Source organism: Shinella sp. WSJ-2, from assembly GCF_003432075.1.
GTDB lineage: Bacteria > Pseudomonadota > Alphaproteobacteria > Rhizobiales > Rhizobiaceae > Shinella.
This window is the reverse complement of sequence record NZ_QWBU01000002.1, coordinates 320856-343943: the sequence shown is the minus strand read 5'-3', so window position 1 is coordinate 343943 and position 23088 is coordinate 320856. Positions and strand designations below refer to the sequence as shown.

19 protein-coding genes and 1 pseudogene are annotated in these 23088 nt (G+C 64.5%); 2 read left to right on the top strand and 18 right to left on the bottom strand.

Annotated elements, in window-relative coordinates; genetic code table 11:
- Positions 1 to 9 precede the first annotated feature (9 nt).
- From miaB to mutS, 11 genes are all read right to left on the bottom strand, one after another.
- The gene (miaB, locus tag D0Y60_RS05810; RefSeq protein ID WP_117367715.1) at positions 10 to 1401 is read right to left on the bottom strand and encodes a tRNA (N6-isopentenyl adenosine(37)-C2)-methylthiotransferase MiaB; all 1392 of its coding nucleotides are present in this window, start codon (positions 1399 to 1401) and stop codon (positions 10 to 12) included.
- Between the two features lie 39 nt (positions 1402 to 1440).
- Entirely contained in the window at positions 1441 to 2229 is a 789-nt protein-coding gene (locus D0Y60_RS05805; RefSeq protein ID WP_117367713.1) for a lysophospholipid acyltransferase family protein, read from the bottom strand.
- A 42-nt stretch (positions 2230 to 2271) separates the two neighbouring features.
- Complete coding sequence (locus D0Y60_RS05800; RefSeq protein WP_117367711.1) at positions 2272 to 2697, bottom strand: Fur family transcriptional regulator; 426 nt, start codon at positions 2695 to 2697, stop codon at positions 2272 to 2274.
- A 37-nt stretch (positions 2698 to 2734) separates the two neighbouring features.
- Positions 2735 to 3229 carry an N-acetyltransferase gene (locus D0Y60_RS05795; protein ID WP_117367709.1) on the bottom strand — a complete coding sequence of 165 codons (495 nt, stop codon included), beginning with the start codon at positions 3227 to 3229 and terminating at the stop codon, positions 2735 to 2737.
- A gap of 4 nt (positions 3230 to 3233) precedes the next feature.
- The gene (gene tsaB / locus D0Y60_RS05790) at positions 3234 to 3875 is read right to left on the bottom strand and encodes a tRNA (adenosine(37)-N6)-threonylcarbamoyltransferase complex dimerization subunit type 1 TsaB (RefSeq protein WP_117367707.1); all 642 of its coding nucleotides are present in this window, start codon (positions 3873 to 3875) and stop codon (positions 3234 to 3236) included.
- A gap of 30 nt (positions 3876 to 3905) precedes the next feature.
- Entirely contained in the window at positions 3906 to 4475 is a 570-nt protein-coding gene (locus tag D0Y60_RS05785) for a NifU family protein (protein WP_117368418.1), read from the bottom strand.
- 96 nt (positions 4476 to 4571) lie between these two features.
- Positions 4572 to 5063: a universal stress protein gene (locus D0Y60_RS05780; RefSeq protein ID WP_117367705.1), complete on the bottom strand. Its 492-nt coding sequence runs from the start codon at positions 5061 to 5063 to the stop codon at positions 4572 to 4574.
- 36 nt (positions 5064 to 5099) lie between these two features.
- A complete protein-coding gene (trpS, locus tag D0Y60_RS05775) occupies positions 5100 to 6167 on the bottom strand; it encodes a tryptophan--tRNA ligase (protein ID WP_117367703.1) in 1068 nt (355 codons plus the stop codon).
- An 87-nt stretch (positions 6168 to 6254) separates the two neighbouring features.
- Positions 6255 to 7847: a murein biosynthesis integral membrane protein MurJ gene (gene murJ, locus D0Y60_RS05770; protein WP_117367701.1), complete on the bottom strand. Its 1593-nt coding sequence runs from the start codon at positions 7845 to 7847 to the stop codon at positions 6255 to 6257.
- Positions 7844 to 10687: a [protein-PII] uridylyltransferase gene (locus tag D0Y60_RS05765; RefSeq protein WP_117367699.1), complete on the bottom strand. Its 2844-nt coding sequence runs from the start codon at positions 10685 to 10687 to the stop codon at positions 7844 to 7846. The genes murJ and D0Y60_RS05765 overlap by 4 nt, the downstream gene beginning before the upstream one ends.
- A 95-nt stretch (positions 10688 to 10782) precedes the next feature.
- Entirely contained in the window at positions 10783 to 13521 is a 2739-nt protein-coding gene (gene mutS, locus D0Y60_RS05760; RefSeq protein WP_245409100.1) for a DNA mismatch repair protein MutS, read from the bottom strand.
- A gap of 137 nt (positions 13522 to 13658) precedes the next feature.
- On the opposite strand from mutS, the gene D0Y60_RS05755 reads away from it, so the two are divergent.
- Positions 13659 to 15941: an NADP-dependent malic enzyme gene (locus D0Y60_RS05755; protein ID WP_117367697.1), complete on the top strand. Its 2283-nt coding sequence runs from the start codon at positions 13659 to 13661 to the stop codon at positions 15939 to 15941.
- Between the two features lie 143 nt (positions 15942 to 16084).
- Here the strand turns inward: D0Y60_RS05755 and D0Y60_RS05750 are convergent, their stop codons facing one another.
- The 5 genes and pseudogenes from D0Y60_RS05750 to D0Y60_RS05730 all read right to left on the bottom strand — a co-directional run.
- On the bottom strand, positions 16085 to 16963 hold the full coding sequence (locus D0Y60_RS05750; RefSeq protein WP_117367695.1) for a GNAT family N-acetyltransferase: 879 nt from the start codon (positions 16961 to 16963) through the stop codon (positions 16085 to 16087).
- A gap of 84 nt (positions 16964 to 17047) precedes the next feature.
- Positions 17048 to 19324 carry an ATP-binding protein gene (locus tag D0Y60_RS05745; RefSeq protein WP_117368414.1) on the bottom strand — a complete coding sequence of 759 codons (2277 nt, stop codon included), beginning with the start codon at positions 19322 to 19324 and terminating at the stop codon, positions 17048 to 17050.
- 56 nt (positions 19325 to 19380) lie between these two features.
- Positions 19381 to 19872, bottom strand: a complete 492-nt coding sequence (lspA, locus tag D0Y60_RS05740; protein ID WP_117367693.1) for a signal peptidase II — start codon at positions 19870 to 19872, stop codon at positions 19381 to 19383.
- A complete protein-coding gene (locus tag D0Y60_RS05735) occupies positions 19869 to 20723 on the bottom strand; it encodes an RNA methyltransferase (protein ID WP_117367691.1) in 855 nt (284 codons plus the stop codon). The genes lspA and D0Y60_RS05735 overlap by 4 nt, the downstream gene beginning before the upstream one ends.
- Positions 20720 to 21745, bottom strand: a pseudogene (locus tag D0Y60_RS05730) (class I SAM-dependent rRNA methyltransferase); the annotation flags it as partial. The gene D0Y60_RS05735 and the pseudogene D0Y60_RS05730, both read right to left, overlap by 4 nt.
- 204 nt (positions 21746 to 21949) lie before the next feature.
- Between D0Y60_RS05730 and D0Y60_RS05725 the strand changes: the two are divergent.
- Positions 21950 to 22396, top strand: coding sequence for a carbon monoxide dehydrogenase subunit G (locus D0Y60_RS05725; protein WP_117367689.1), 447 nt, complete (start codon positions 21950 to 21952; stop codon positions 22394 to 22396).
- Between the two features lies 1 nt (position 22397).
- Here the strand turns inward: D0Y60_RS05725 and D0Y60_RS05720 are convergent, their stop codons facing one another.
- Entirely contained in the window at positions 22398 to 22736 is a 339-nt protein-coding gene (locus tag D0Y60_RS05720) for a LapA family protein (protein WP_117367687.1), read from the bottom strand.
- Positions 22737 to 22762: 26 nt separating this feature from the next.
- Positions 22763 to 23080, bottom strand: coding sequence for an integration host factor subunit beta (locus tag D0Y60_RS05715; RefSeq protein ID WP_158565422.1), 318 nt, complete (start codon positions 23078 to 23080; stop codon positions 22763 to 22765).
- Positions 23081 to 23088: the final 8 nt, after the last annotated feature.

Genomic DNA, 23088 nt, shown 5'->3' with positions numbered 1-23088 from the left:
ATCCGCCCGTCACCCGATCGCTTCTGCGAAGAGGCTGTTGGGCCCGGCATCGGTGATTCGTACTCTTATAATGTCACCGATTTCCGACGTTTTTGCATCAACATTCACGGGCTGAAGCCAGGGCGAGCGGCCGACGAGCTGGCCGGGCATGCGGCCGGGCTTTTCCAGAAGCAGATCGATTTCCTTGCCGATGCAGCCGGCGGCGAAGTCGCGCTGCTGGCGAAACAGCAAAGCCTGCAATTTTTCAAGGCGTTCGGCCTTCACGTCTTCCGCGACATGACCGTCCATCTCCGCGCCGGGCGTGCCGGGGCGGATGGAATATTTGAAGGAAAATGCCTGTGCATAACCCACCGCCTCAATGAGGCGCATCGTATCTTCGAAGTCCTGGTCGGTCTCGCCGGGGAAGCCGACGATGAAATCGCCCGAGATCGCGAGGTCCGGCTGGACGGCGCGGATGCGCGCGATCAGCGCGATATATTCGGCCGCCGTGTGGCGCCGGTTCATGGCCTTGAGGATGCGATCCGAACCCGACTGCACCGGCAGATGCAGGTAGGGCATCAGCTTGGGCAGGTCGCGATGCGCCGCGATCAGCCGGTCGTCCATGTCGCGCGGATGGCTCGTGGTGTAGCGCAGGCGCGCGAGGCCTTCGATTTCCGCAAGGCGACAGAGCAGATCGCCGAGGCTCCATTCGGCACCATCGGGACCAAGGCCATGCCAGGCATTGACGTTCTGGCCGAGCAGCGTGATTTCGCGCACGCCGCCTTCGACGAGACGCTCGGCCTCGGTGACGATCTGCGCAACGGGACGGGAGACTTCCGAGCCGCGCGTATAGGGCACAACGCAGAAGGTGCAGAACTTGTCGCAGCCTTCCTGCACGGTGAGGAACGCGGTGACGCCGCGAGCACGCGTCTTGGCCTTTTCCGGCGCGGGAAGATGCTCGAACTTGTCCTCGATCGCATAATCCGTCTCGACAACACGCTCGCCGCCCTTGGCCCGGCGCAGCGCCTCCGGCAGGCGGTGATAGGTCTGAGGGCCAACGACGAGGTCGACGGCCGGTGCACGGCGCAGGATTTCCTTGCCCTCGGCCTGGGCGACACAGCCGGTAACGCCGATCACCATATCGCGTCCGTCCTTGGCGCGGGCCCTCTTCATGTCGCGCAGGCGGCCAAGCTCGGAATAAACCTTTTCGGCGGCCTTTTCGCGGATATGGCAGGTGTTGAGGAGAACGAGGTCGGCCTCCTCCAGCACGTCCGTCGCCTGATAACCATCCTTCGACAGCGCATCCGTCATGCGCTCGCTATCATAGACGTTCATCTGACAGCCATAGGTCTTCACGAAGACTTTTCGCGTGTTCGGCGTGGCCGCGGAGGCCTCGGGCAATGTAAGGGACTGTTCGCTCATGGCCGCTTCCATAGTGGAAATATGCCGGAATTTGAAGCTTTATCTGCCGCGCAGCCTTGCGCCCAGCATGGCGCGAATGCGCGTCTCGACTTCGCGGCTTACCTGCTTGCGGTTGCTGGCTCGCGAATAGTCCACCCGCTCGCCGAAATCGACATCCACGTCGACCGCACCCTCGCGCATCACGCCCAGCAGATGCGGCCCGAGCGCGATATCGCCCGGCCAGGCGGCGAGCGGCCGGTGGAAGCGGCCCATCGCCATCCCGTGCACGCCCGTATAGGCAATCGAGACCGGCTGAATAAAGACGACGCCATCAGGCGCATGCGGCACGGCCGAGGCCGCGGCGCCGAAGAGCGAGGTCTTGACTTCCATCAGTCGGTTACCGTCGGAGGTCGTGCCCTCCGGGAAGAGCACGATGATCTCGCCGGCCGTAAGGCGCTCGGCGATCTCGTTCACCTGATCGCCCGTCTTCTGGCGCTGCTCGCGCTCGACGAAGATCGTCGCCTGGAGGCGGGCGAGCAGGCCGAAGATCGGCCAGCCGCGCACCTCCGCCTTGGCGATATAGGCGACGTCGGCCACCGAGCCGAGCACCAGGATGTCCTTCCAGGAGGCGTGGTTGGCGGCAAGCAGCAGCGGTCGCTTCGGCTCAAGCACGCCATGCACGCGCACGCGCAGGCCCAGCGCCCAGCAGGCGACACGATGCCAGAGGCGCGGCAGGCGGCGGCGGATCTTCAGGTTGAAACGCAGGCCGACGAGCTGAATCGGCAGCAGGACGAGCGTGACCGTGACAAGCACGGCAAGGGCGATGGCAATGCGCAGCCAGGTGATCAAGCGCTCACCGGTCCATGATCAGGGGGAGAGTGGCGATGCGCCTCACTCGCCCTCCTTGAGGGGAATGCCGTAAAGCTCCAGCCTGTGACCGACGAGCTTGAAACCGTGCTCGCGCGCGATGCGCTCCTGCAGGGCCTCGATCTCGGGCGAATGGAACTCGATGACCTGCCCGTGTTTCAGGTCGATCAGGTGGTCGTGATGCTCATCCGGCACCGTCTCGTAACGCGAGCGGCCGTCGCGGAAATCGTGGCGCTCGATAATACCGGCATCCTCGAAGAGTTTGACGGTGCGATAGACGGTGGATATGGAAATGCGCGAATCGACGGCCGAGGAACGGCGGTAGAGTTCTTCGACATCGGGATGATCGGCGGAGGATTCGAGCACGCGCGCGATCACGCGGCGCTGCTCGGTCATGCGCATACCGCGCTCGACACACAGCTCTTCCAGCGATTTTTCCGCGTCCGCCATCCCGTCTGCCCTTCTCTTGTCGCCCCCTGATAGGGGACTAGCGAAGATCGCGCCGCATGACAAGCGCCGCGGAGCGGCTGCCATCGGCAGCGGCATAATAGGCTTTGCGCTCACCGGCCTTGGTGAAGCCGAGCTTGCCATAGAGACCGCGCGCGGCATGGTTGACCTCATCGACCTCGAGGAAAATATCCTCGGCGCCGCGCATTTTCGCCTCGCGCAGCGCGGCCAGCATCAGCCGCCAGCCGAGGCCCGACCGGCCAAAGCGCGAATCGACGCTGATCGTCAGGATTTCCGCCTCGCCGGCCGCCGCGCGCGCCAAAACAAAGCCGCCGGCGGTGCGGCCAGGCACGCTCTGCTTCAGTGCCAGAAAGCCGAAAACCGGCTCCTGCAACAGCAGGGAATGGAATTCATCGTCATTCCACGGCTGGGGAAAACGCAACTGGTGCAGCGCCGCGGCCAGACCGGCATCGGCAGCCTCCAGCGGAAAAATTTCGAAAACGGGCTTGCGGGTGAAATAGTCGGTCAGGGACATGGCATCAGGCTCGGCGGATCGCGAAACCCGCCTGCGGCTTGGCATCGGGACCGCGCAGATAGAGCGGCTTCGGCAGATGTTTTTGCGGATCGAGGTGGGTGCCAATGCGGGCAACGGTCGCGATATCGACCCCGTCCGTCTCCACTGCCGCCCCCTCGCGCAGCAGGGCCGAAGCCGAGCCGGCAATGTCGCCATCATGCGCCTGCGCGATGGCGCGCGCCTCTTCAACGGTGGCGATGGCCGGCGACGTGGCCTCGCTGCCATCGGCGGCGAAGGCCTGCCAATAGACCTCATCGCGCTTGGCATCGATCGCCACCAGCAGCGGGCCGTTGCGGCCGGCAGCCAGCGCCGAGAGCGTGCTGACACCGACGGCGGGAATGCCGAGCGCCAGCGCCAGACCGCGCGCGGCCGCGACGCCGACGCGGATGCCGGTGAAGGAGCCAGGACCAATGGTGACGGCGATGCGGTCGATTGCGGGAAGATCAAGACCGGCGGCGGCGAGCGCGCCGTCGACGAATTCCATCAGCCGCTCGGCATGGCCGCGGCCGATATCCTCGCCGGCAGCGCCGAGCACGATATCCCGATTGGAATCATAAAGAGCAGCCGAACAGCCGGTGCCCGCCGTATCGATCGCAAGGACGATCATACTGGGCACCTGCGGCAGGCGGAGCGGGCCTTATGCGACGGCTTCAACTTCCTGCACTTCCGGTACGAAATGGCGAAGAAGGTTCTGCACGCCGTGCTTCAGCGTAGCCGTAGAGGACGGGCAGCCGGAGCAGGCGCCTTTCATGTTGAGATAGACGACACCGTCGCGGAACCCCTTGAAGGTGATGTCGCCGCCGTCCTGCGCCACGGCCGGGCGCACGCGCGTGTCGAGCAGTTCCTTGATGGTGGCGACGATCGTCTCGTCGCCCGCTTCGAAGAACTCGCCCTCGTCCTCGTCGCTGCCACCGAAGGCGCCGCTGGCGAGGATCGGCTGGCCCGACATGAAGTGTTCCATGATGTTGCCGAGGATGGCCGGCTTCATGTGCTGCCAGTCGGCATTGTCCTTGGTGACGGTGATGAAATCATAGCCGAGGAACACGCCGGTGACGCCGGGAACGCCGAACAGGCGGGCGGCAAGCGGCGAAGCGGCACGCGCTTCCGTCTCGTCGCGGAACTCGGCCGTACCGGTTTCCAGCACGACCTTGCCGGGCAGGAACTTCAGGGTCGACGGGTTCGGCGTCGATTCGGTCTGGATGAACATGGTCGTCTCCGTCCGGCCAGGCGTCTTCTTGGCCAAAATCTTAGAATAATTCAAAAGAAGATAGGCGTTTTGCTGCCGCTCTTCAAGACCGCAGTGTCAGCTCAGCGCGTCCAGTTCCTCGTCGCTCAGCTGGTCCGGGATCACCGTGACGGGGATCGGGAAGGCCTGGGCGCGGCTGGCGAGCGAACTGACCAGCGGCCCCGGCCCTTCCTTGGCCGAACCGGCCGCCAGAACGAGAATCGCGATATCGCGGTCCTCCTCGATCAACTCGTTGATCGCCTCGGAGGCGACACCCTCGCGGATCACCGTTTCCGGCTCGATGCCGATCGCTTCACGTAGCGCCTGCCCCGCCTTGGCGAGCACGGCTTCCGCCTCGTCGCGCGCTTCCGCCCGCATAATCTCCTCGACCCCCAGCCATTGCTGGAAATCGCCATTGGCGATCACATAGAGCAGCACGACGGCGCCGTTGGAATTCTTCGCCCGCATCCCCGCATAGTGAACGGCGCGCTGGCATTCCGGCGTGTCGTCGATAACAGCCAGAAATTTCCGGCGGTGGCCTTCCATACGGGAAAGTCGTCGAGAAACCATACGGCCCCCTTCTCTCAAAGACGTTTCGAGGCGACCTTACTGCACAAAACCGATGATGTCGCGGACTTCCTTCATGGTTTTTTCAGCCCGCGCCCGTGCCCTTTCGCCGCCGTCCCTGAGGATCGCGTCGATATGGGTTGTGTCGTCCATCAGGCGGCGCATCTCGTTGGTGATGGGCGAGAGAACGTTGACCGAGAGATCGACCAGCGCCGGCTTGAAGGCCGAGAACTGCTGACCGCCGAATTCCGAAAGCACTTCCGCCTTGGTCTTGTCCGACAGCGCGGCATAGATGCCGACGAGGTTTTCGGCTTCCGGGCGGCCCTTCAGGCCCTCGACTTCGCTCGGCAACGCGTCCGGATCGGTCTTGGCCTTGCGGATCTTCTTGGAGATCGTATCGGCATCGTCGAGCAGGTTGATGCGCGAGAGATCGGACGCGTCCGATTTCGACATCTTCTTCGTGCCGTCGCGCAGCGACATGACGCGCGGCGCCGGGCCGCCGATCAGCGGCTCGACCATCGGGAAATAGGCGTGAACCGGCTCTTCGCCAACGACGATGTCGACGCCTGTGCCGGCGTTGCGGATGTGATTGCCAAAGTCGATGTTGAACTTCTGCGCGATGTCGCGGGTCAGTTCGAGATGCTGCTTCTGGTCGTCACCGACGGGCACATGCGTCGCGCGATAGACGAGGATGTCGGCGGCCATCAGGCTCGGATAGGCGAGCAGGCCGAGCGAGACCTGCTCGGCATTCTTGCCGCCGGTCTTATCCTTGAACTGGGTCATGCGCTCCATCCAGCCGATGCGCGCGACGCAGTTGAATATCCAGGCGAGTTCCGAATGCTGCGGCACGGCGGACTGGTTGAAGACGATGTGCTTCTTCGGATCGATGCCGGAGGCGATGAAGGCCGCGGCGATCGAGCGGATCTGGTTGCGCATGTCCTCGTGCACCAGCTGCGCGGTCAGCGCATGCAGGTCGACGACGCAATAGATGCAGTCATTGTCGGCCTGCAGCGCGACGAACTTGCGGATCGCGCCGAGATAGTTGCCGAGGTGGAGATTGCCGGTCGGCTGGACGCCGGAGAAGACGAGAGGCTTGAATGCGCTCATGGCGGTGTTCCTTCAGGCGGGTGGAGGGCCTGATCCTGTTCTAGGGAAAACGATAGGACGCGCTTATGCACGCCGCCGGGGCGGCGATCAAGTGGCCGGGTCCGATGGCGGCGGCTTACCGCGGCCGCGCTTCAGGTTGCGCCGGAGCATGCCGAGATCGGCGCCGCCGATCAGGAAGGCGACGGAGAAATAGACCACCATGGCAAGGCCGATCAGCAGACCGAGCGCCGACAGCTGTTCGAAGAGCGGGGAGGTGGGCGCCAGACGGTGCGCGAGATAGCCCGAGGCATATTCCAGCGAGACGGCCATGACGACCGTGGCGATCAAGAGCCGCGCGACGCGCCAGGCGAGCGCCCTTTCCAGCGGCCAGTGACCGCGGCGCACCAGCGTCACGAAGAGCAGCAGCGCAGTGATCCAGCCGGAGACGGTTTCGGCCGTCGCGATGCCGCGCTCGTAAAACAGCGGGAAGAGCGAGACGGCAAGGATGCAGTTGATGACGACCGACAGCATGGTGATGCGCATCGGCGTCTTGGTGTCCTCGCGGGCGAAAAAGCCGGGATTGAGCGCCTTGATCATCACGAAGCCCGGCAGGCCGAGGCCGTAGATGGCGAGCGTGCCGGCGACCACGGAGGTGGTTTCCGGGCTGAAGGCGCCGCGCTCGTAGAGCACGCGCACGATCTCATCGGAGATGACCCAGAGGGCGCCTGCGGCCGGCAGCGTCAAGAACAGTACGAATTCCATCGAGCGGTTCTGCAGGTTGCCGGCCTCGCGCTCATGGCCACCCTTCAGCGCGCGCGCCAGTTCCGGCAGGAGCACCACGCCGACGGCGATGCCGACGACGCCGAGCGGCAGCTGATAGACGCGGTCGGCATATTGCAGGGCGGAGATCGCGCCGTCCTTGGTGGAGGCGATCATCTGGCCGATCAACTGGTTGATCTGGGTGATGCCGCCGGTAATGGCCGCTGGGAAGGCAAGCCAGAGCAGACGCTTGACGTTCGGCGTCATGCGCGGGCGGCGAAAGCCGATCTTCATGCCGGCCTGGCGCACGCCGGCATAGAGCACGGCCATCTGCAAGAGGCCGGCGGCCAGCACGCCCCAGGAGAGATACCAGGCCACCTGGAGCGGCGATGCGCCTTCCCAGAGGCCGTAACCCAGCGCGCCGATCAGCACGACATTGAGGAAGACCGGCGCGACGGCGGCGGCGAAATAGTGGTGCAGCGAGTTCAACATGCCCGACAGCATCGCCGTCAGCGACATGCACATAAGATAGGGGAACATGACGACGGCGAGCTTGACCGTCACGTCGAACTTTTCGGCATCGTCCACGAAGCCCGGTGCGATGACCCAGGCGACGATGAGCGGCATGAGCAGCTCCATCGCGATGGTCAGCATCAGGAGAACCGAGAACAGGACGCCGAAAACCTCTTCGGAAAAGCGCTTGGCACCGTCGAGACCGCCCGCCTCGATCTCCTTGGCGAAGAGCGGCACGAAGGCGGCGTTGAAGGCGCCCTCAGCAAAGAGGCGACGGAACAGGTTGGGGAAGCGGAAGGCGGCGTAGAAGGCGTCGGCCATCGGGCCTGTGCCGAGGGCGGCCGCCATCAGCGTCTCGCGCGCAAAACCGAGCACGCGGCTGCCGAGCGTCGCGCCGCCCACCGTCGCGAATTTTTTCACCAGACTCATTGTTGTGCCTTGACCCTTTTCGGTGTGGCGGGAACCGGCGCGATCATGCCGGACGGCATGCGGTCGCGCAGCTCGTCCACTTCATCGGCCATCACGGCCTTCAGCCGGGCGACGATATTGGCGTGCCGGTTCTCATTGGTGACCTTCTGGCCGACGAGGTCGGTAACGTAGAAGGTATCGATGACCTTCTCGCCGAAGGTGGTGATATGCGCCGAGGCGATGTCGAGCGAGAGATCGGACAACACGGCTGTGACCTCGGACAGCAGGCCCGGACGGTCGAGGCACTCGATCTCGATGACGGTGAACTTGTTCGACAGCGTGTTGGAAATGGTGACGGCCGGCGAGACGGTGAAGGTACGGCTGCGCTTGCGGCTTTTGGTGCGCGTCGCGATCACCTCGGGCAGGCGCTTGCGGCCCGACAGCACGTCCTCGATCATGCGCCCGATCGTGCCGCCGCGGCGCGTCTCGTCGGCATCGTTGAGGAATTCGCGGTTGACGAGGATCGTGTCGAGCGCCCTTCCGTCCGAGGTCGTGAAGATTTGCGCATCGACGATGTTGGCGCCGGCCGCGGCACAGGCGCCGGCAATCACCGTCAGCAGGCGCGGATGGTCGGGCGAGAGCACGGTGATTTCGGTGATGGCGTGGAAGGAATGCGTGCGCACCATGGTCGCCAGCGTATGCCCCGCCTTATCGGTCTCGCGGATGAAGGCGGCATGGCGCACCTGATCCTCCAGCGACACCGTCAGCAGGTAGGGATCGTAGTGCAGCTTGGTATAGGTCTTGCGGTCCTTCTGGCTCCAGTCGGCCGGCAGCGTATCCGACAGGATCTGCCGCGCCGCCTGAGCACGCTCCTTGCGCGACAGCTCGGAGAAGCCGCCGGAGATCAGCAGTTCCGTTTCATAATACAGGGTGCGCAGAAGCTGGCCCTTCCAGCCGTTCCACACGCCGGGGCCAACGGCGCGGATATCGCAGACGGTCAGCACCAAAAGCATTTTCAGCCGCTCCATCGACTGCACCTTCTCGGCGAAGTCGACGATGGTCTTGCGGTCGTTGAGGTCGCGGGTCTGCGCGACCATCGACATGGTCAGATGTTCCTCGATCAGCCAGACGACCAGCTCCGTCTGCTTCGGGGTCAGGCCGAAGCGCGGGCAAAGCTTGCGGGCGACCTTGGCGCCGGCCTCCGAATGGTCCTCCGGGCGGCCCTTGGCGACGTCGTGCAGCAGAACAGCGACGTAGAGCGGGATCTTGTCCTCGATCGAGGGCATCACCTGATAGCTCAGCGGATGCGCCTCTTTCTCGCGCCCCTGGTCGATATTGGCGAGAACGCCGACGGAGCGGATCAGGTGCTCGTCGACCGTGTAGTGATGATACATGTTGAACTGCATCATCGCGACGATCTTGCCAAATTCCGGGATGAACCTGCCGAGCACCCCGGCCTCGTTCATGCGGCGCAAGAGAAGGGCGGGATCGCGCGGCGAGGTGAGGATCGACAGAAAGAGGCGGTTGGCCTCGTCATTCTCACGCACCGCGCCGTTGATCAGCCCGAGCGATCGCGTCACCAGCTTCAGCGCGTCCGGGTGGAATTCCAGGCCGTTGAGATCGGCGATATGGAAGAGCCTGATGATATTGACCGGATCGCGCTTGAAGACCTCGGGATCGGCGATGGTGATGCGGCCGCGGTCTTCCAGAAAATCCAGCGTTCCCGCAATTTTGCGCGTGCGGCGGGTGAAGCGGCTGATGACCGCGGTGATGCCGGGCGCTTCCTTGGCCTGCTGGTCCTCCAGCGTGGCGCAGAAGATGCGTGTGAGGTCGCCGACATCCTTCGCCACGAGGAAATAGTGCTTCATGAAGCGCTCGACGGCGGAAAGACCCGGATGCGGCTGGTAGCCCAGGCATTCGGCGATCTCACGCTGGATGTCGAAGGACAGCCGCTCTTCCGCCTTGCCGGTCAGGAAATGCATGTGGCAGCGCACCGCCCAGAGAAAATCGTCCGCCTTCTGGAAGAGCTTGTATTCCTGCCTGGAGAGCACGCCGAGCTTCACCAGCTCGGCCGGGTCCTTGATGTGGTAGAAATATTTGGCGATCCAGAACAGCGTGTGCAGGTCGCGCAGACCGCCCTTGCCTTCCTTGACGTTCGGCTCGACGAGGTAGCGCGTGTCGCCGGCCTTGCGGTGGCGCTCGTCGCGCTCGGCAAGCTTTGCCGCGATGAATTCCGGGCCGGTGCCGCGCACGATCTCGCGGTCGAAGCGCACCGCCAGTTCCTCGAACAGCGAGGCCGATCCGCAGATGTAGCGGGCTTCGAGGATCGCCGTGCGGATCGTCATGTCGCCCTTCGAAAGCTGGATGCATTCCTCGATATTGCGGGTGGCATGGCCGACCTTGAAGCCGAGGTCCCACAGGATATAGAGCATGAACTCGATGGCCGGCTCGCTCCAGGCGGCGGGCTTGGCCGGCAGGAGGAAAAGCAGGTCGATATCCGAGCCCGGCGCCAGCGTGCCGCGGCCATAGCCGCCGACGGCCGTCACCGTGATGCGGGCGGCGGGCGGCGCCTGGCCGGCGCTGAAGACGTGGTTCAGCGCAAAGTCATGTAGCACGGAGATCAGCTGGTCCTGCAGCCAGGAAATGCGCGCGGCGCATTGCAGGCCGCTGCCGTCCACGAAAAGCAGTTCGCGGGCGCGGGCGCGGCCGGCGGCATTGGCCGCCTTGAACTCGGCGAGCAGTGCACCGCGCATGCGATCGCGATATTCGGCATTGGTGCTGGCGATGAATTCGCATCTGGCGCGCAGCGCCGGCACGTCGAGAAGGCCGGACTCAGCCGGTGCCAAGAGCTTGTGTTCCATCAGATGCCGGCCTTGAGTCCTGCTTCTCGTCCATCGCCCGTAAGGTTCGCATGCCTATAGACCCTTTCGGCATGCGAGGACAATGATTCTAGCCGTTACCGATTGCCAAGTTCTTTCTTCAGCGCATAGAGCGCATCCAGCGCCTCGCGCGGCGTCATGTCGTCGGGATTGAGGTCCTTCACGAGCGTCTCGATCTTCGATGGGCCGGCGTCGCGCTTGGCTTCCTCGCGGCGCACCGCGACCTGGAACAGCGGCAGATCGTCGATGAGCTGGCTTGCCGGGTTCTTGCGGTCGGCATCCTCGAGCTTGGCAAGCACATCCTTCGCCCGCGCCACCACGGAGGCCGGCAGGCCCGCAAGGCGTGCGACCTGGATACCGTAGGAACGATCCGCCGCACCGGGGCCAACCTCGTGCAGGAAGATCACATCACCGTCCCATTCCTTGACGCGCATCGTGGCGTTGGACAGGCGGCCAAGCTTTTCGGACAACACCGTCAACTCGTGGAAATGCGTGGCGAAGAGACCACGGCAGCGGTTGCCCTCGTGCAGGTGCTCGACGGAGGCCCAGGCGATGGACAGGCCGTCGAAGGTTGCGGTGCCCCGGCCGATCTCGTCGAGAATGACGAGCGAACGCTCGGTTGCCTGGTTGAGGATCGCCGCCGTTTCGACCATTTCGACCATGAAGGTCGAGCGGCCGCGTGCCAGATCGTCGGACGCGCCGACGCGCGAGAAGAGACGGTCGACGATGCCGATATGGGCGCTTTCGGCCGGCACATAGGACCCCATCTGCGCCAGAATGGCGATGAGCGCGTTCTGGCGCAGGAAGGTCGATTTACCGCCCATATTCGGGCCGGTGAGCAACCAGATCGCTCCGTAGCCCTTGCTGTCCGTCGGCGACAGATCGCAGGAATTGGCGACGAAGGCCGCAGCGTTCTGGCGGCGCAGCGCCTGCTCGACGACCGGATGGCGGCCGCCGACGATGGCGAACATCGTCGAATTGTCGACGACTGGGCGGCAATAGGCCTGCTCTTCGGCAAGCGCCGCAAGACCAACCGAGACATCGACGACGCCGAGCGCGCGGGCGGCCGCCTTGATGGCTTCCGCTTCCGAGACAACGGCTTCGACCAGACCGTCGAAGGCCGCAAGCTCGATGGCGAGCGCACGGTCGGCGGCATTGGCGATCTTGGTTTCGAGTTCCGACAGCACCGTGGTCGTGAAGCGCATGGCGCCCGCCATGGTCTGGCGGTGGATGAAGCGGGCTTTCGCCTCGTCCCCATCCGTGAGCGCCGAGGCATTGCCGGCGGAGACCTCGATGAAATAGCCGAGCACGTTGTTGTGCTTGATCTTCAGAGACTTGACGCCGGTTTCTTCCGCATATTGCAGCTGCAGGCCGGCGATGACGCGGCGGGACTGGTCGCGCAGCGCCCGCACCTCGTCCAGCTCCGCATCCGCCGCCGCGCGGATGAAACCACCGTCGCGCTTCAGGAGCGGCAGCTCGTCGGCCAGCATGAAGGACAGGCGGTGCGCGAGATCGACGGGGAGCGCGGCGATGGCCGCGCGGGCGCTCGCAAGCTCGCCTTCGAGATTTTCGCCACCCATCAGCGCCGCGATCTCGGCGGAGGCTGAAAGGCCCTGCAGGATGGCGCCGAGATCGCGCGGGCCGCCGCGGCCGAGCGCGATGCGCGACAAGGCGCGCGGCATATCAGGCAGACGTTTCAGCGCCCGGCGTAGATCCTCGCAGAACGACGGCCGGTCGGCCAGTGTCGAGATCGAGTCGAGGCGGGCGTTGATCGCCTCGGGATCGGTCAGCGGCGACATCAGGCGTTCGGCGAGCAGCCGCGCGCCGCCGCTCGTGACGGTGCGGTCGATCGCCTTCAGCAAGGTGCCGCTGCGCTCGCCCGACTGGGTGCGCACCAGTTCGAGATTGGCGCGGGTCGCCGGATCGATGAACAGCGTCGAGGCCGAGCTTTCGCGCTCCGGCCGGCCGAGCGGCGGGCGTTCGGCGATCTGGGTTTTTTCGACATAGGCGATTGCCGCGGAGGCCGCCGCGAACTCGGCGCGTGAAAAGCTGCCGAAACCGTCGAGCGTCGAGACGCCAAAATAGCGGGCGATGCGGCCCTCCGCCGTCGCGCTGTCGAACAGCACGGACGGCTGGGGCACGGCGACGCGGCCGAGCACATCGAGTACAGGGCGGAATTCCGGATCGTAGAACAGCGTATCCGGCACGATCAGCTCGCGCGGCTCGATGCGCAGGATATCGGCGAGAAGCTGGCTTTGCGCGGTCTCCGACAGACGAAAAATGCCGGTGGAAATGTCGATCCACGCGAGCGCCATCGACGGCTCGGCCCCGCCGCGAATACGCGAAACGGCCATCAGATAGTTGGCATCCGAGGGCGAAAGCAGCTTTTCCTCGGTCAGCGTGCCGGGCGTGACCAGGCGCACGACATCGCGCCGCACCACGGACTTGGAGCCGCGTTTCTTCGCCTCGGCCGGGTCCTCCACCTGCTCGCAGACGGCGACGCGAAAGCCGACGGAAATCAGCCGCTGCAGATAGTCATCCGCCGCATGCACCGGCACGCCGCACATGGGAATATCGAGGCCCATATGCTGGCCGCGCTTTGTCAGTGTGATACCGAGCGCGCGCGCGGCATCCACGGCATCCTGGAAGAACAGCTCGTAGAAATCCCCCATGCGGTAGAACAGCATGCTGTCGGGATTGTTCGCCTTGATCTCGATATATTGCTCCATCATCGGCGTCGCCGTGGCGCGGCTTTCGTCACTGGCAAGCTCTGCTGTCGAAAGGATATCGGTCTGGCGCACGATCTGATCGTTCACGGAGATTCTGTTTCTTCTAAAACGAGGGGTCTGTTCTTCCCAGAAAAGAGGTGTCACCCTAGCCACGCGGCGATATAGAAAACAACAGCTGTCCGCAGCTATGGGCCTATCGCCCACAAGAGTGTGAAGGGGGGAATATGCCGGGAACCGACAAAACCGATCGCCAGAGGGCAACCGTTACGGATAAGGAAGCGCTGGATTTCCACGCCAACGGCCGTCCCGGCAAGCTTGAGATCACGCCGACCAAGCCGATGGCCACGCAGCGCGATCTGTCGCTCGCCTACTCGCCGGGTGTGGCCGTGCCCGTCAAGGCCATCGCCGAGGACCCGGCAACCGCCTATGACTACACGACGCGCGGCAACATGGTCGCCGTCATCTCGAACGGCACCGCCATTCTCGGTCTCGGCAATCTCGGCGCTCTCGCCTCCAAGCCGGTGATGGAAGGCAAGTCCGTCCTCTTCAAGCGCTTCGCCGACGTCGATTCCATCGACCTCGAAGTCGATACGGAAAATGTCGACGAATTCATCAACTGCGTGCGGTATCTCGGCCCCTCCTTCGGCGGCATCAATCTCGAAGACATCAAGGCGCCCGACTGTTTTATCATCGAGCAACGCCTGCGCGAATTGATGGACATCCCGGTCTTTCACGACGATCAGCACGGCACCGCCATCATCGCCGCCGCCGGCCTCATCAACGCGCTGGCGCTGACCGGCCGTGACTTCAAGACGACCAAGCTCGTCTGCAACGGCGCGGGTGCCGCCGCCATCGCCTGTATCGAACTCATCAAGTCGATGGGTTTTGCGCCCGACAACGTCATCCTCTGCGATACCAAGGGCGTCATCTACCAGGGCCGCGAAGACGGCATGAACCAGTGGAAATCGGCGCATGCCGTCAAGACCGACCGCCGCTCGCTCGCGGAAGCCATGGTCGGCGCCGACGTCGTGTTCGGCCTCTCTGCCAAGGGCGCCTTCTCCGAAGAGATGATCCGCTCGATGGCGCCGCGCCCGATCATCTTCGCCATGGCCAATCCGGATCCGGAAATCACGCCGGAAGAAGTCGCCCGCATCCGTGACGACGCCATCGTCGCGACCGGCCGTTCGGACTATCCGAACCAGGTCAACAACGTGCTCGGCTTCCCCTATATTTTCCGCGGCGCGCTCGACGTTCGCGCCTCCACCATCAACGACGCGATGAAGATCGCCGCAGCCGAGGCGCTCGCCAAGCTCGCCAAGGAAGACGTGCCCGACGATGTCGCCGCCGCCTATCAGGGCGTTCGCCCGCGTTTCGGCGCGCAGTACATCATCCCCGTGCCGTTCGATCCGCGCCTCATCTCGGCCATTCCGGTCGCCGTCGCCAAGGCGGCGATGGAGACGGGCGTCGCACGCAAGGACATTGCCGATCTCGACGCCTATGCCCGCGACCTGCGTGCCCGCCGCGACCCGATCGCCTCGACGCTGCAGCAGATCTATGCCCGCGTGCGCCGCCAGCCGAAGCGCGTGGTCTTCGCCGAGGGCGAGGAAGAGCAGATGATGCGCGCCGCCATCTCCTACGTGAACGAGCAGCTTGGCACCGCCATCCTGCTTGGCCGCGAGGAGCACATGCGCGAGACGGCCGAACGCGCCGGCATCGACCTCGACCGGCCTGGCATCGAGCTGGTCAATGCCCGCATTTCCAAGCGCAACAACGTCTATATCGACTATCTCTACGCCCGCCTGCAGCGAAAGGGTTTCCTCTACCGCGATGCCCAGCGCCTGATCCACAACGACCGCAACCATTTCGCGGCCTGCATGGTGGCGCTCGGCGATGCCGACGGCATGGTGACGGGTCTGACGCGCAACTATTCCACCGCACTGGAAGACGTGCGCCGCTGCATCGATGCCAAGCCAGGCCACCGGGTCATCGGCGCGTCGCTGGCGCTCTGCCGCGGCCGCGCGGTGCTGGTTGCCGATACGGCCGTGCATGACATGCCGTCGTCTGAAGAACTGGCCGACATTGCGGAGGAAGCCGCCGGCCTCGCCCGCCGTCTCGGCTATGAGCCGCGCGTGGCGATGCTCGCCTATTCGACCTTCGGCCATCCCTTGGGCGAACGTTCGGAGCGCGTGCGTGAAGCGGTGAAGATCCTCGACCGCCGCCGCGTCGATTTCGAATATGACGGCGAAATGGCGGCCGATGTCGCGCTCAATCCGCGCCTCATGGAGCAATATCCGTTCTGCCGCCTGTCCGGCCCCGGCAACGTGCTTGTCATGCCGGCGTTCCATTCCGCGTCGATTGCCACCAAGATGCTGCAGGAACTCGGCGGCTCCACGGTCATCGGCCCGCTGCTCGTCGGCCTCGACAAGTCGGTGCAGATCGTATCGATGGGCGCCAAGGACAGCGACATCGTCAACATGGCGACTCTTGCCGCCTACAATTCCGGCTGATTTTTTCGCTTCCAGCCTCGTGTTCAGGGCCTTGTCGCAGCCGCGGCAGGGCCCTGAAGCTTTTGGACAGGCAAAAAACCGCCCGCCCCGGAAGCCGGGAGCGGGCGGTCAAATCAAGCTATGCTGACCTTCATGCAAAAGAATTAGCTGGCGAAACGTCCCGCGTCGGCGCCGTAATAGTTAAGGTAGCGGCCGGAAATCTTGCCGATCGGCAGCACGATCAGCACGTCCGTCGTGTTGAAGCCATGATCGACGACAGCGCCGGTGCCGACGGTCGCGCCAAGCCGCAGATAGCCCTTGATCAGCGGCGGCATGGCGGAGAGCGCCTTGCGGGCATCGATACCCTCAGGCGGCACCAGATCCATGGTGCGGAAGAGTTCCGGGCGGGCCGAAACGCTCCACTCGTCCTTGGCCTGCACATTGTGATGCAGGAAGGAGAGCGCCAGCGCATGCTCCTCCGGCACGATGCCATGGAAGGAGGCGCAGCCGAACATCACATCGATGCCGTGCTTCAGCGCATAGGCCCAGTTGCCCTGCCAGAGCAGCTCGACCGTGCGTTTGGTGCGGTAGGCCGGCAGCACGCAGGAGCGGCCGAGCTCCATGAAGCGCTTTTCCGGATGCTGGGCAATCAGCGCATCGACGTCGAATTCCGACTGCGAATAGAAGCCGCCGGAAACCGCCGCCACATCCTGGCGCAGCAGGCGGTAGGTGCCGACGATCTGCTCTTCCGCGTCGCCCTCGATGGAGGTGTCGAGCACCAGCAGGTGATCACAGACCATATCCCAAGCGTCGATGTCGCGCTTGCGGCGCACGGCGTCGGAGGACAGGCGGGCGTTCATTTCTTCGGCGAACACGCGGTAGCGCACGGCCTGGGCAGCATCGATCTCGGAGACAGAGCGGGCGATTCGGGTTTCCAGATTGCCGATGCGGCCGAGCACATCCGTTCCCGAACGTCCCGCGACCGGGGCGGTCTTCTGGGCGATCTCCACCGGGGCGATGGTCTGGGCAAGGTCGAGCGTCATGGCAGTATACCCGTTATCAGGAACTTCGTGAGGTTTAACCACGATTCTGCAACAAGATAATGACGCAAGTCCGGCTTGAGAAGATCAGACTGTCACAGAACGGCCGAGACGAGCGATTTCGGCAATCAGCTGGACCGGATCGGCGGGCTTGGCCAGCACCGCCTCGGCACCGACGGCCAGCAGTTCCTCGGCCAGTCCGGCGCGGCTGTCGGCGGTGAGAACGATGACCGGCACGCGGGCATTGCCGTAGTCACGCTGCACGATGCGGGCGATCATCTCCTTGCCGTCGCCCCCGGGCATGCCAAGATCGGTGACGATGAGATCGGCCGCGAACGGCCCGGCATCCGTGGCGCCGGCAAGCGCGGAGACGAGGGCCGGGTAATCCGGCACGTGGCGCACCTGATGGCCCGCCCGCTCCAGCACCGAGCGCACCAGCATGGCATTCACCGGGTCATCCTCGGCCAGCAGGATGCGCGCGCCGGTCACGGGAACCGGTGTCGGAGCAGCCTCAAGCGGCAGGTCCTTCAGGATCGGGCGGTTGTCGTTGATCGCATCGCGCACCTCGATGCCCTTCATGCGGCCGCGCAGCACCTCAACGAGCGAACGCTCGCGCAGCGGCCGGATCAGCCAGGAATCGTAGCCCTCGCCATTGCCGATGGCGCGGCCGGTCCGCTCCTCCGGATTGACGAGATAGATGCGGCGGGCGCGGCTGTCCTTGATGACGTTGAGGTCGGCGAGCTCGCGGCGGAAGGCGCCGGCAAGCCTGTTATCCACGATGATATCGGTCAGCGCCGCCTTGCGGCCTGCAAGCCCCTGCAACAGATCGAAAGCCTCGTCGATGGAGCTGGCGAGATGGCAGGTGCCGCCAAGCGCATCGACGGTACGCACCAGCGCCTTGGAGGCCGGGCCGGCAGGAGCGAACAGGAAGACGAGACTGCCCTTCAGCACGCCCTTGCGCGAGACGCCGGGCATCTTCTTCACATCGACGGGCATGCGGATGGTGAAGGTCGAGCCCTTGCCGGGCGTGCTTTCGAGCGTCAGCGCACCGCCGGCCTCGTTGAGGATGCGGGCCGAGATGGCGAGGCCGAGGCCGGTGCCGCCGCTACGCTGGGCCACACTTCCGGTCTGCTCGAACTCCTCGAAGATTCGCGCCTGTTCCTCGGCATTCATGCCGGGGCCGGTATCGGTGACGCGGATGACGACGGCACCGCGCTCCAGCGTGGTTTCCAGCGAAACGCCGCCGGTATGGGTGAATTTCACGGCATTGCCGACGACATTGTAGAGCACCTGGCGCAGGCGCGGCGCATCATAGGTCAGGAGACCCGGCACTTCGGGCGAGACGAAGGAGCCGATCTCGATGCCCTTTTCATGGGCGCGGTGCGACAGCATTTCGACGACGCTTTCCAGCATCGGCCGCACCGGCTCTTCCGACGGACGCAGCTGGAAACGGCCGGCCTCGATGGTCGAAAAATCGAGCAGGTCGTCGACGAGCTGCACCAGCGCATGGCCGGACTGGCGGATGCCGGCGAGGTAGTTCTTCTGCTCGGCCGTCAGGCGCGTCTGGCCGATGAGGTGCGACATGCCGAGAATGCCGGACAGAGGCGTGCGGATTTCGTGGCTGACGGTGGCGAGCAGGCGGGATTTGGCGGCACTCGCCTCCTCGGCACGCTGGCGGGCGCGCTCCCGCTCGCCTTCCGCCCGGCGCTCTTCCGTCACGTCCCGGGCGATGGAATGCACGACGAGATCGCCGGACGACGGATCGCGCACGGTGACGTCATGCCAGGAATAGATGCGCCTTCCGGCGGGGCCGTTCACGTCGACATCGTAACGATGAGCGATCGCCTGCGAACGGAATGTCAGCCCGATGGCCTCGCAAGTCTTTCCTTGGATATCGGTGAGGCCAGTGAGATCGGACAGCACGGCATTGGCGCGCAGGATACGGCCGTCGAGCGCGCGCATCATGACGATATCGCCGAGCACGTCATGAATGGCCGAGAGGATTTGCGAGGTCTCGCTGCGTTCCCAGGACTGGTCATGGTCCGTCTCGGCGGCGGCCGGGCGTCGGGTGCGGTAGAGGAACACGGCCCCCGCGATGCCGGCGAAGCCCAAGGCGACGGCAGCAATGTAGAAGCCCGTCATCATGCCGGTCGCCAGCACAAGGGCCGCTGAAAGCAAGCCGACACCCGCAATCACGCTGCGGATCGTCGCGTGGCTTTCTGGCTCCGGGCGCGGCACGACGATATCGGCCTCCGCATCGGGGGAGACGGTCACGTCCTCCCCGGACCGGGCGCGAGTGGAACGGCGCGGCGGTTCGGCAAATTCGGCCTGGAGCCGGTTCTGTAGCTTGACGGGTTCGCTCATGACGATCCGCTTATCACGCGGACCGTTCAAATCGGCTTCAGCAAGTCGCTAAAATCTTAGCGATCGCGGCGGCGCAGCAAAAGCAATTCGTCGAGGATGACGAGGCCGGCGCCGATAGTGATGAAACTGTCGGCGAGATTGAAGACGGCAAACGACCAAGTTTCGGTGTAGAACAGCACATAGTCGATGACATAGCCGAACAGCGCGCGGTCGATGAGATTGCCGAAGGCGCCGGCGATGATGAAGGCATAGCCGGCATGGGCAAGGCCGCGCTGCTTCGGCGTCTGGCGCCACAGCCAGATGACGAAGCCGACAACGAAGAGCCGGAGCGTGACGATGAACCAGCCCTCCATGCCTGACAGCATGGAGAAGGCGACGCCGTAATTGTAGGTGCGGTAGAGCGCCAGCATCGGCACGACATGCACCGCTTCCTGGAACGGCAGCCACATCTCGACAGCGACTTTCACGGCCTGATCGAGAAGCAGAGCGAGCAGGATGAAGACGACGACCGGCAGCGGCCGCGACATAAGGGGAATGCGATCGTTCATGCGCGCACGTCCAGCGTCAGCAGATGACGGCGCGCCTCGAAGAGCATGACGCCCGTGGCGATGGCGAGATTGAGCGAATCCGCCAGACCGACCTGAGGGATGCGGGCCAGCGCATCGGCCTCGCGGGCCAGCTCTTCCGGCAGGCCGGACTGTTCGTTGCCCATCAGGAGCACGACGGGTTTCTTCTTGTAATCGATGGTGCGGTAATCGACGGCGCCGGCGAGATGGGTCGCGACGACGGAGACGCCTGCGCCCTTCTTCCAGCCGAGGAAATCGGCCACGCTGGTCTTCACCAAAGGCACGGCGAAGACCGAGCCCATGGTGGCGCGCACGGTTTCCATCGAGAAGGGATCGGTGCTCTCGCCGACGAGGATGACGCCGCTCGCGCCCGCCGCATCGGCCGTGCGGATGATCGTGCCGAGATTGCCGGGGTCGCGCACGCGGTCGAGCGCCACATAGGTCTCGCCGCTTGCGGGCCTGAGATCGCGCAGGTTCGTCCAGCGTTGCGTGAAGATGCCGACGACCATCTGCGGGTTGTCGCGTCGCGTGATCGAGGCGAGCACCTTTTCGCTGACCTCAAGCACCAGCCCACCACGCGCCACCGTCTTCGTCGCGCATTGCACGACCTGCGGCTTGTCCTTGACGTTCTTGGCATAGACCAGCGTCCTGATCTCGAAGCCGAGTTCCAGTGCGTCGATGACCAGCTTCAGGCCCTCGGCCATGAAACTCTTCGTCTCGTCGCGGTCCTTCTTGTTGGCGAGCGCCTTGATGTCCTTGACGATAGGGTTCGAAAGGCTCGTGACCTCTTTCACCTGACCGACGCGGCGGCTCCCGTGTTGTTCCTGGCTCATGCACTGATCCATCGGCTGAAGAGGGAGGTGGAGAGCGCGCGGCCGGCTTCCTTGCCGTCCGTGCCGGTCTCGCGGATGACGAGTTCGCCCGATTCCACCGTGCCGCCGGCGCCGCGCATCGTTTCGCGCATCAGCTCGTGGATGGAATAGAAGCTCGCCCGGATCGAATAGGCCGTCAGCACGAGGCCGATGGCCTTGGGCGACAGGATCTCGCGGCAGATGTCGAGCATCAGCGGCAGATGATCGAAGAGATGCCAGACCTCGCCGTTCGGGCCGCGGCCGAATTTCGGCGGGTCGGTGAGGATGATGTCATATTTGCTGCCGCGGCGCTCCTCGCGCTGGATGAACTTCATCGCGTCCTCGCAGATCCAGCGGATCGGCAGCTTGTCCATGCGGCCCAAAGTCTGGTTTTCGCGCGCCCAGCCGATGGCCTTTTTCGAGGCGTCGACATGGGTGACTTCCGCGCCAGCGGAAGCCGCGACCAGCGAGGCGACGCCGGTATAGCCGAAGAGGTTCAGCACCTTGACCGGCCGGCCCGCCGTCTCGACCTTCTCCTTCATCCAGCTCCAGTGGGCGAGCTGCTCGGGGAAGACGCCGACATGGCGAAAGGCGGTGAAGCGGCCGTGGAAATCGACGCCGAGCAGCTGCATCGGCCACGTCTCGCCAAGGGCGGCCCTTGGGAATTTCCAGCGCCCCATGCCGTCTTCGTCGGTGTCACCGGTGAAGAGGGCGTCGGCCTTGTCCCAGATGCTGTCCGGCAGGCTGCGCTGCCAGAGCGCCTGAGCCTCCGGGCGCACGATGCGATAGGGGCCGTATTGCTCCAGCTTCTCGCCGGCACCGCTGTCGATCAGGCGGTACTGGTCGGAGCCGGCGGTCTCCAGGATGACCGGCAGGCGTTCGGCCGGCTTTGCGCCCTCACGGCGCATCAAGGGACGGGCAGGCAGCTCGGGGGCTGGACGCATCTCCTTGCTGCAAGCGGGCTTCGAGGCGGGCGTTTTGGCGGCCGGCGGTCTGTAGGCCTGCGCGCTGGAAGGCGTACGGGCTTTCACGGGCGCGGCGGGGCCGCTCTTCGGCCGGCGGGGTCTGTCCTTCACGATAGGTCGTCCGTCGTCGGGTGGATGGGTGCCGGCAGTGCCGGAAAACAAGCGGCTCCCATACCATCCCTCCCCCACTTGGCAAAGCGCTTTCCGATTGCGATAACTTGAACCGCCAAGGGAGGATCGATCATGGACATGACCGGCGAAGAACGTATTGCCGCTCCGCGCGACGCCGTCTGGGCAGCGCTCAACGACCCGGAGATCCTGAAAGCCTGTATTCCCGGCTGTCAGTCGCTGACCATGAAATCGCCTACGGAGCTGGAAGCCACCGTGAAGATCAAGATCGGCCCCGTCTCCGCGAGCTTCAGCGGCGAAGTGACGCTCTCGAACCTCAATCCGCCCGAGAGCTACACGATCTCGGGCGAGGGCAAGGGCGGCATTGCCGGCTTTGCCAAGGGTGGCGCGGATGTGCGGCTGACCGAGGACGGCGACGGCACGATCCTCGCTTATGACGTCAAGGCGCAAATCGGCGGCAAGCTCGCCCAGCTCGGCTCGCGGCTGATCGATTCCTCGTCGAAGAAACTCGCCACCCAATTTTTCGCGGATTTCGGCGCGCGGCTGAACGGCGCGCCCTGATTTATTTCGCCGGCAGGACGGCCTGCGAGGCGATCACCTCGGCGCGGGTGCGGTGCTTTTCCGCCTCCGAGTGCCATTTCATGGCCTCGACCGCTTCGATGCGCGCGCGCTTGCGGTGCTTGCCCTGGGCAAACCAGGTGGCGAGCGAACCGACGACCAGGCCGAAGATCACGGCGAGGAAGAGATAGACGAAGAACGGTGCGGTCACTGACAGCACGCTGTCTTCCGGCCGAAACGGATTGAGCGCCAGCGTCACCGCCTGACGGTTTGCCACCGACAGCACGATCAGCACGATGGCGATCGGCAGAAGCACGAGGACGTTGACTATTCTCTTGATCATGGCGTCACCTGTCTGGCGCGAAGCCCTCAGTCGTCCTGGTCGGCCTGGCCCGGATTGAGGCGTTCGCGCAGTTCCTTGCCGGTCTTGAAGAAGGGAACCCACTTCTCCTCGACGAAGACGGCATCGCCAGTGCGCGGGTTGCGGCCGGACCGCGACGGGCGGTTCTTGACGGAGAAGGCGCCGAAGCCGCGTAGCTCGACGCGGTTTCCGGCAGCCAGTGCATCGGTGATCTCGTCGAGCACCGCATTGACGATGTTCTCAACGTCGCGGTGATAGAGGTGGGGATTGCGCGCGGCGACAATCTGAACCAGTTCCGACTTGATCACTGTATCCCCCTCAAAAATTCTTGTTT

Coding starts and splice junctions, on each gene's coding strand:
- miaB (WP_117367715.1), bottom strand. CDS start 1,401: ATGAGCGAACAGTCCCTTACATTGCCCGAGGCCTCCGCGGCCACGCCG.
- D0Y60_RS05800 (WP_117367711.1), bottom strand. CDS start 2,697: ATGGCGGACGCGGAAAAATCGCTGGAAGAGCTGTGTGTCGAGCGCGGT.
- D0Y60_RS05795 (WP_117367709.1), bottom strand. CDS start 3,229: ATGTCCCTGACCGACTATTTCACCCGCAAGCCCGTTTTCGAAATTTTT.
- tsaB (WP_117367707.1), bottom strand. CDS start 3,875: ATGATCGTCCTTGCGATCGATACGGCGGGCACCGGCTGTTCGGCTGCT.
- D0Y60_RS05785 (WP_117368418.1), bottom strand. CDS start 4,475: ATGTTCATCCAGACCGAATCGACGCCGAACCCGTCGACCCTGAAGTTC.
- D0Y60_RS05780 (WP_117367705.1), bottom strand. CDS start 5,063: ATGGTTTCTCGACGACTTTCCCGTATGGAAGGCCACCGCCGGAAATTT.
- trpS (WP_117367703.1), bottom strand. CDS start 6,167: ATGAGCGCATTCAAGCCTCTCGTCTTCTCCGGCGTCCAGCCGACCGGC.
- murJ (WP_117367701.1), bottom strand. CDS start 7,847: ATGAGTCTGGTGAAAAAATTCGCGACGGTGGGCGGCGCGACGCTCGGC.
- D0Y60_RS05765 (WP_117367699.1), bottom strand. CDS start 10,687: ATGGAACACAAGCTCTTGGCACCGGCTGAGTCCGGCCTTCTCGACGTG.
- D0Y60_RS05755 (WP_117367697.1), top strand. CDS start 13,659: ATGCCGGGAACCGACAAAACCGATCGCCAGAGGGCAACCGTTACGGAT.
- D0Y60_RS05750 (WP_117367695.1), bottom strand. CDS start 16,963: ATGACGCTCGACCTTGCCCAGACCATCGCCCCGGTGGAGATCGCCCAG.
- D0Y60_RS05745 (WP_117368414.1), bottom strand. CDS start 19,324: ATGAGCGAACCCGTCAAGCTACAGAACCGGCTCCAGGCCGAATTTGCC.
- lspA (WP_117367693.1), bottom strand. CDS start 19,872: ATGAACGATCGCATTCCCCTTATGTCGCGGCCGCTGCCGGTCGTCGTC.
- D0Y60_RS05735 (WP_117367691.1), bottom strand. CDS start 20,723: ATGAGCCAGGAACAACACGGGAGCCGCCGCGTCGGTCAGGTGAAAGAG.
- D0Y60_RS05725 (WP_117367689.1), top strand. CDS start 21,950: ATGGACATGACCGGCGAAGAACGTATTGCCGCTCCGCGCGACGCCGTC.
- D0Y60_RS05720 (WP_117367687.1), bottom strand. CDS start 22,736: ATGATCAAGAGAATAGTCAACGTCCTCGTGCTTCTGCCGATCGCCATC.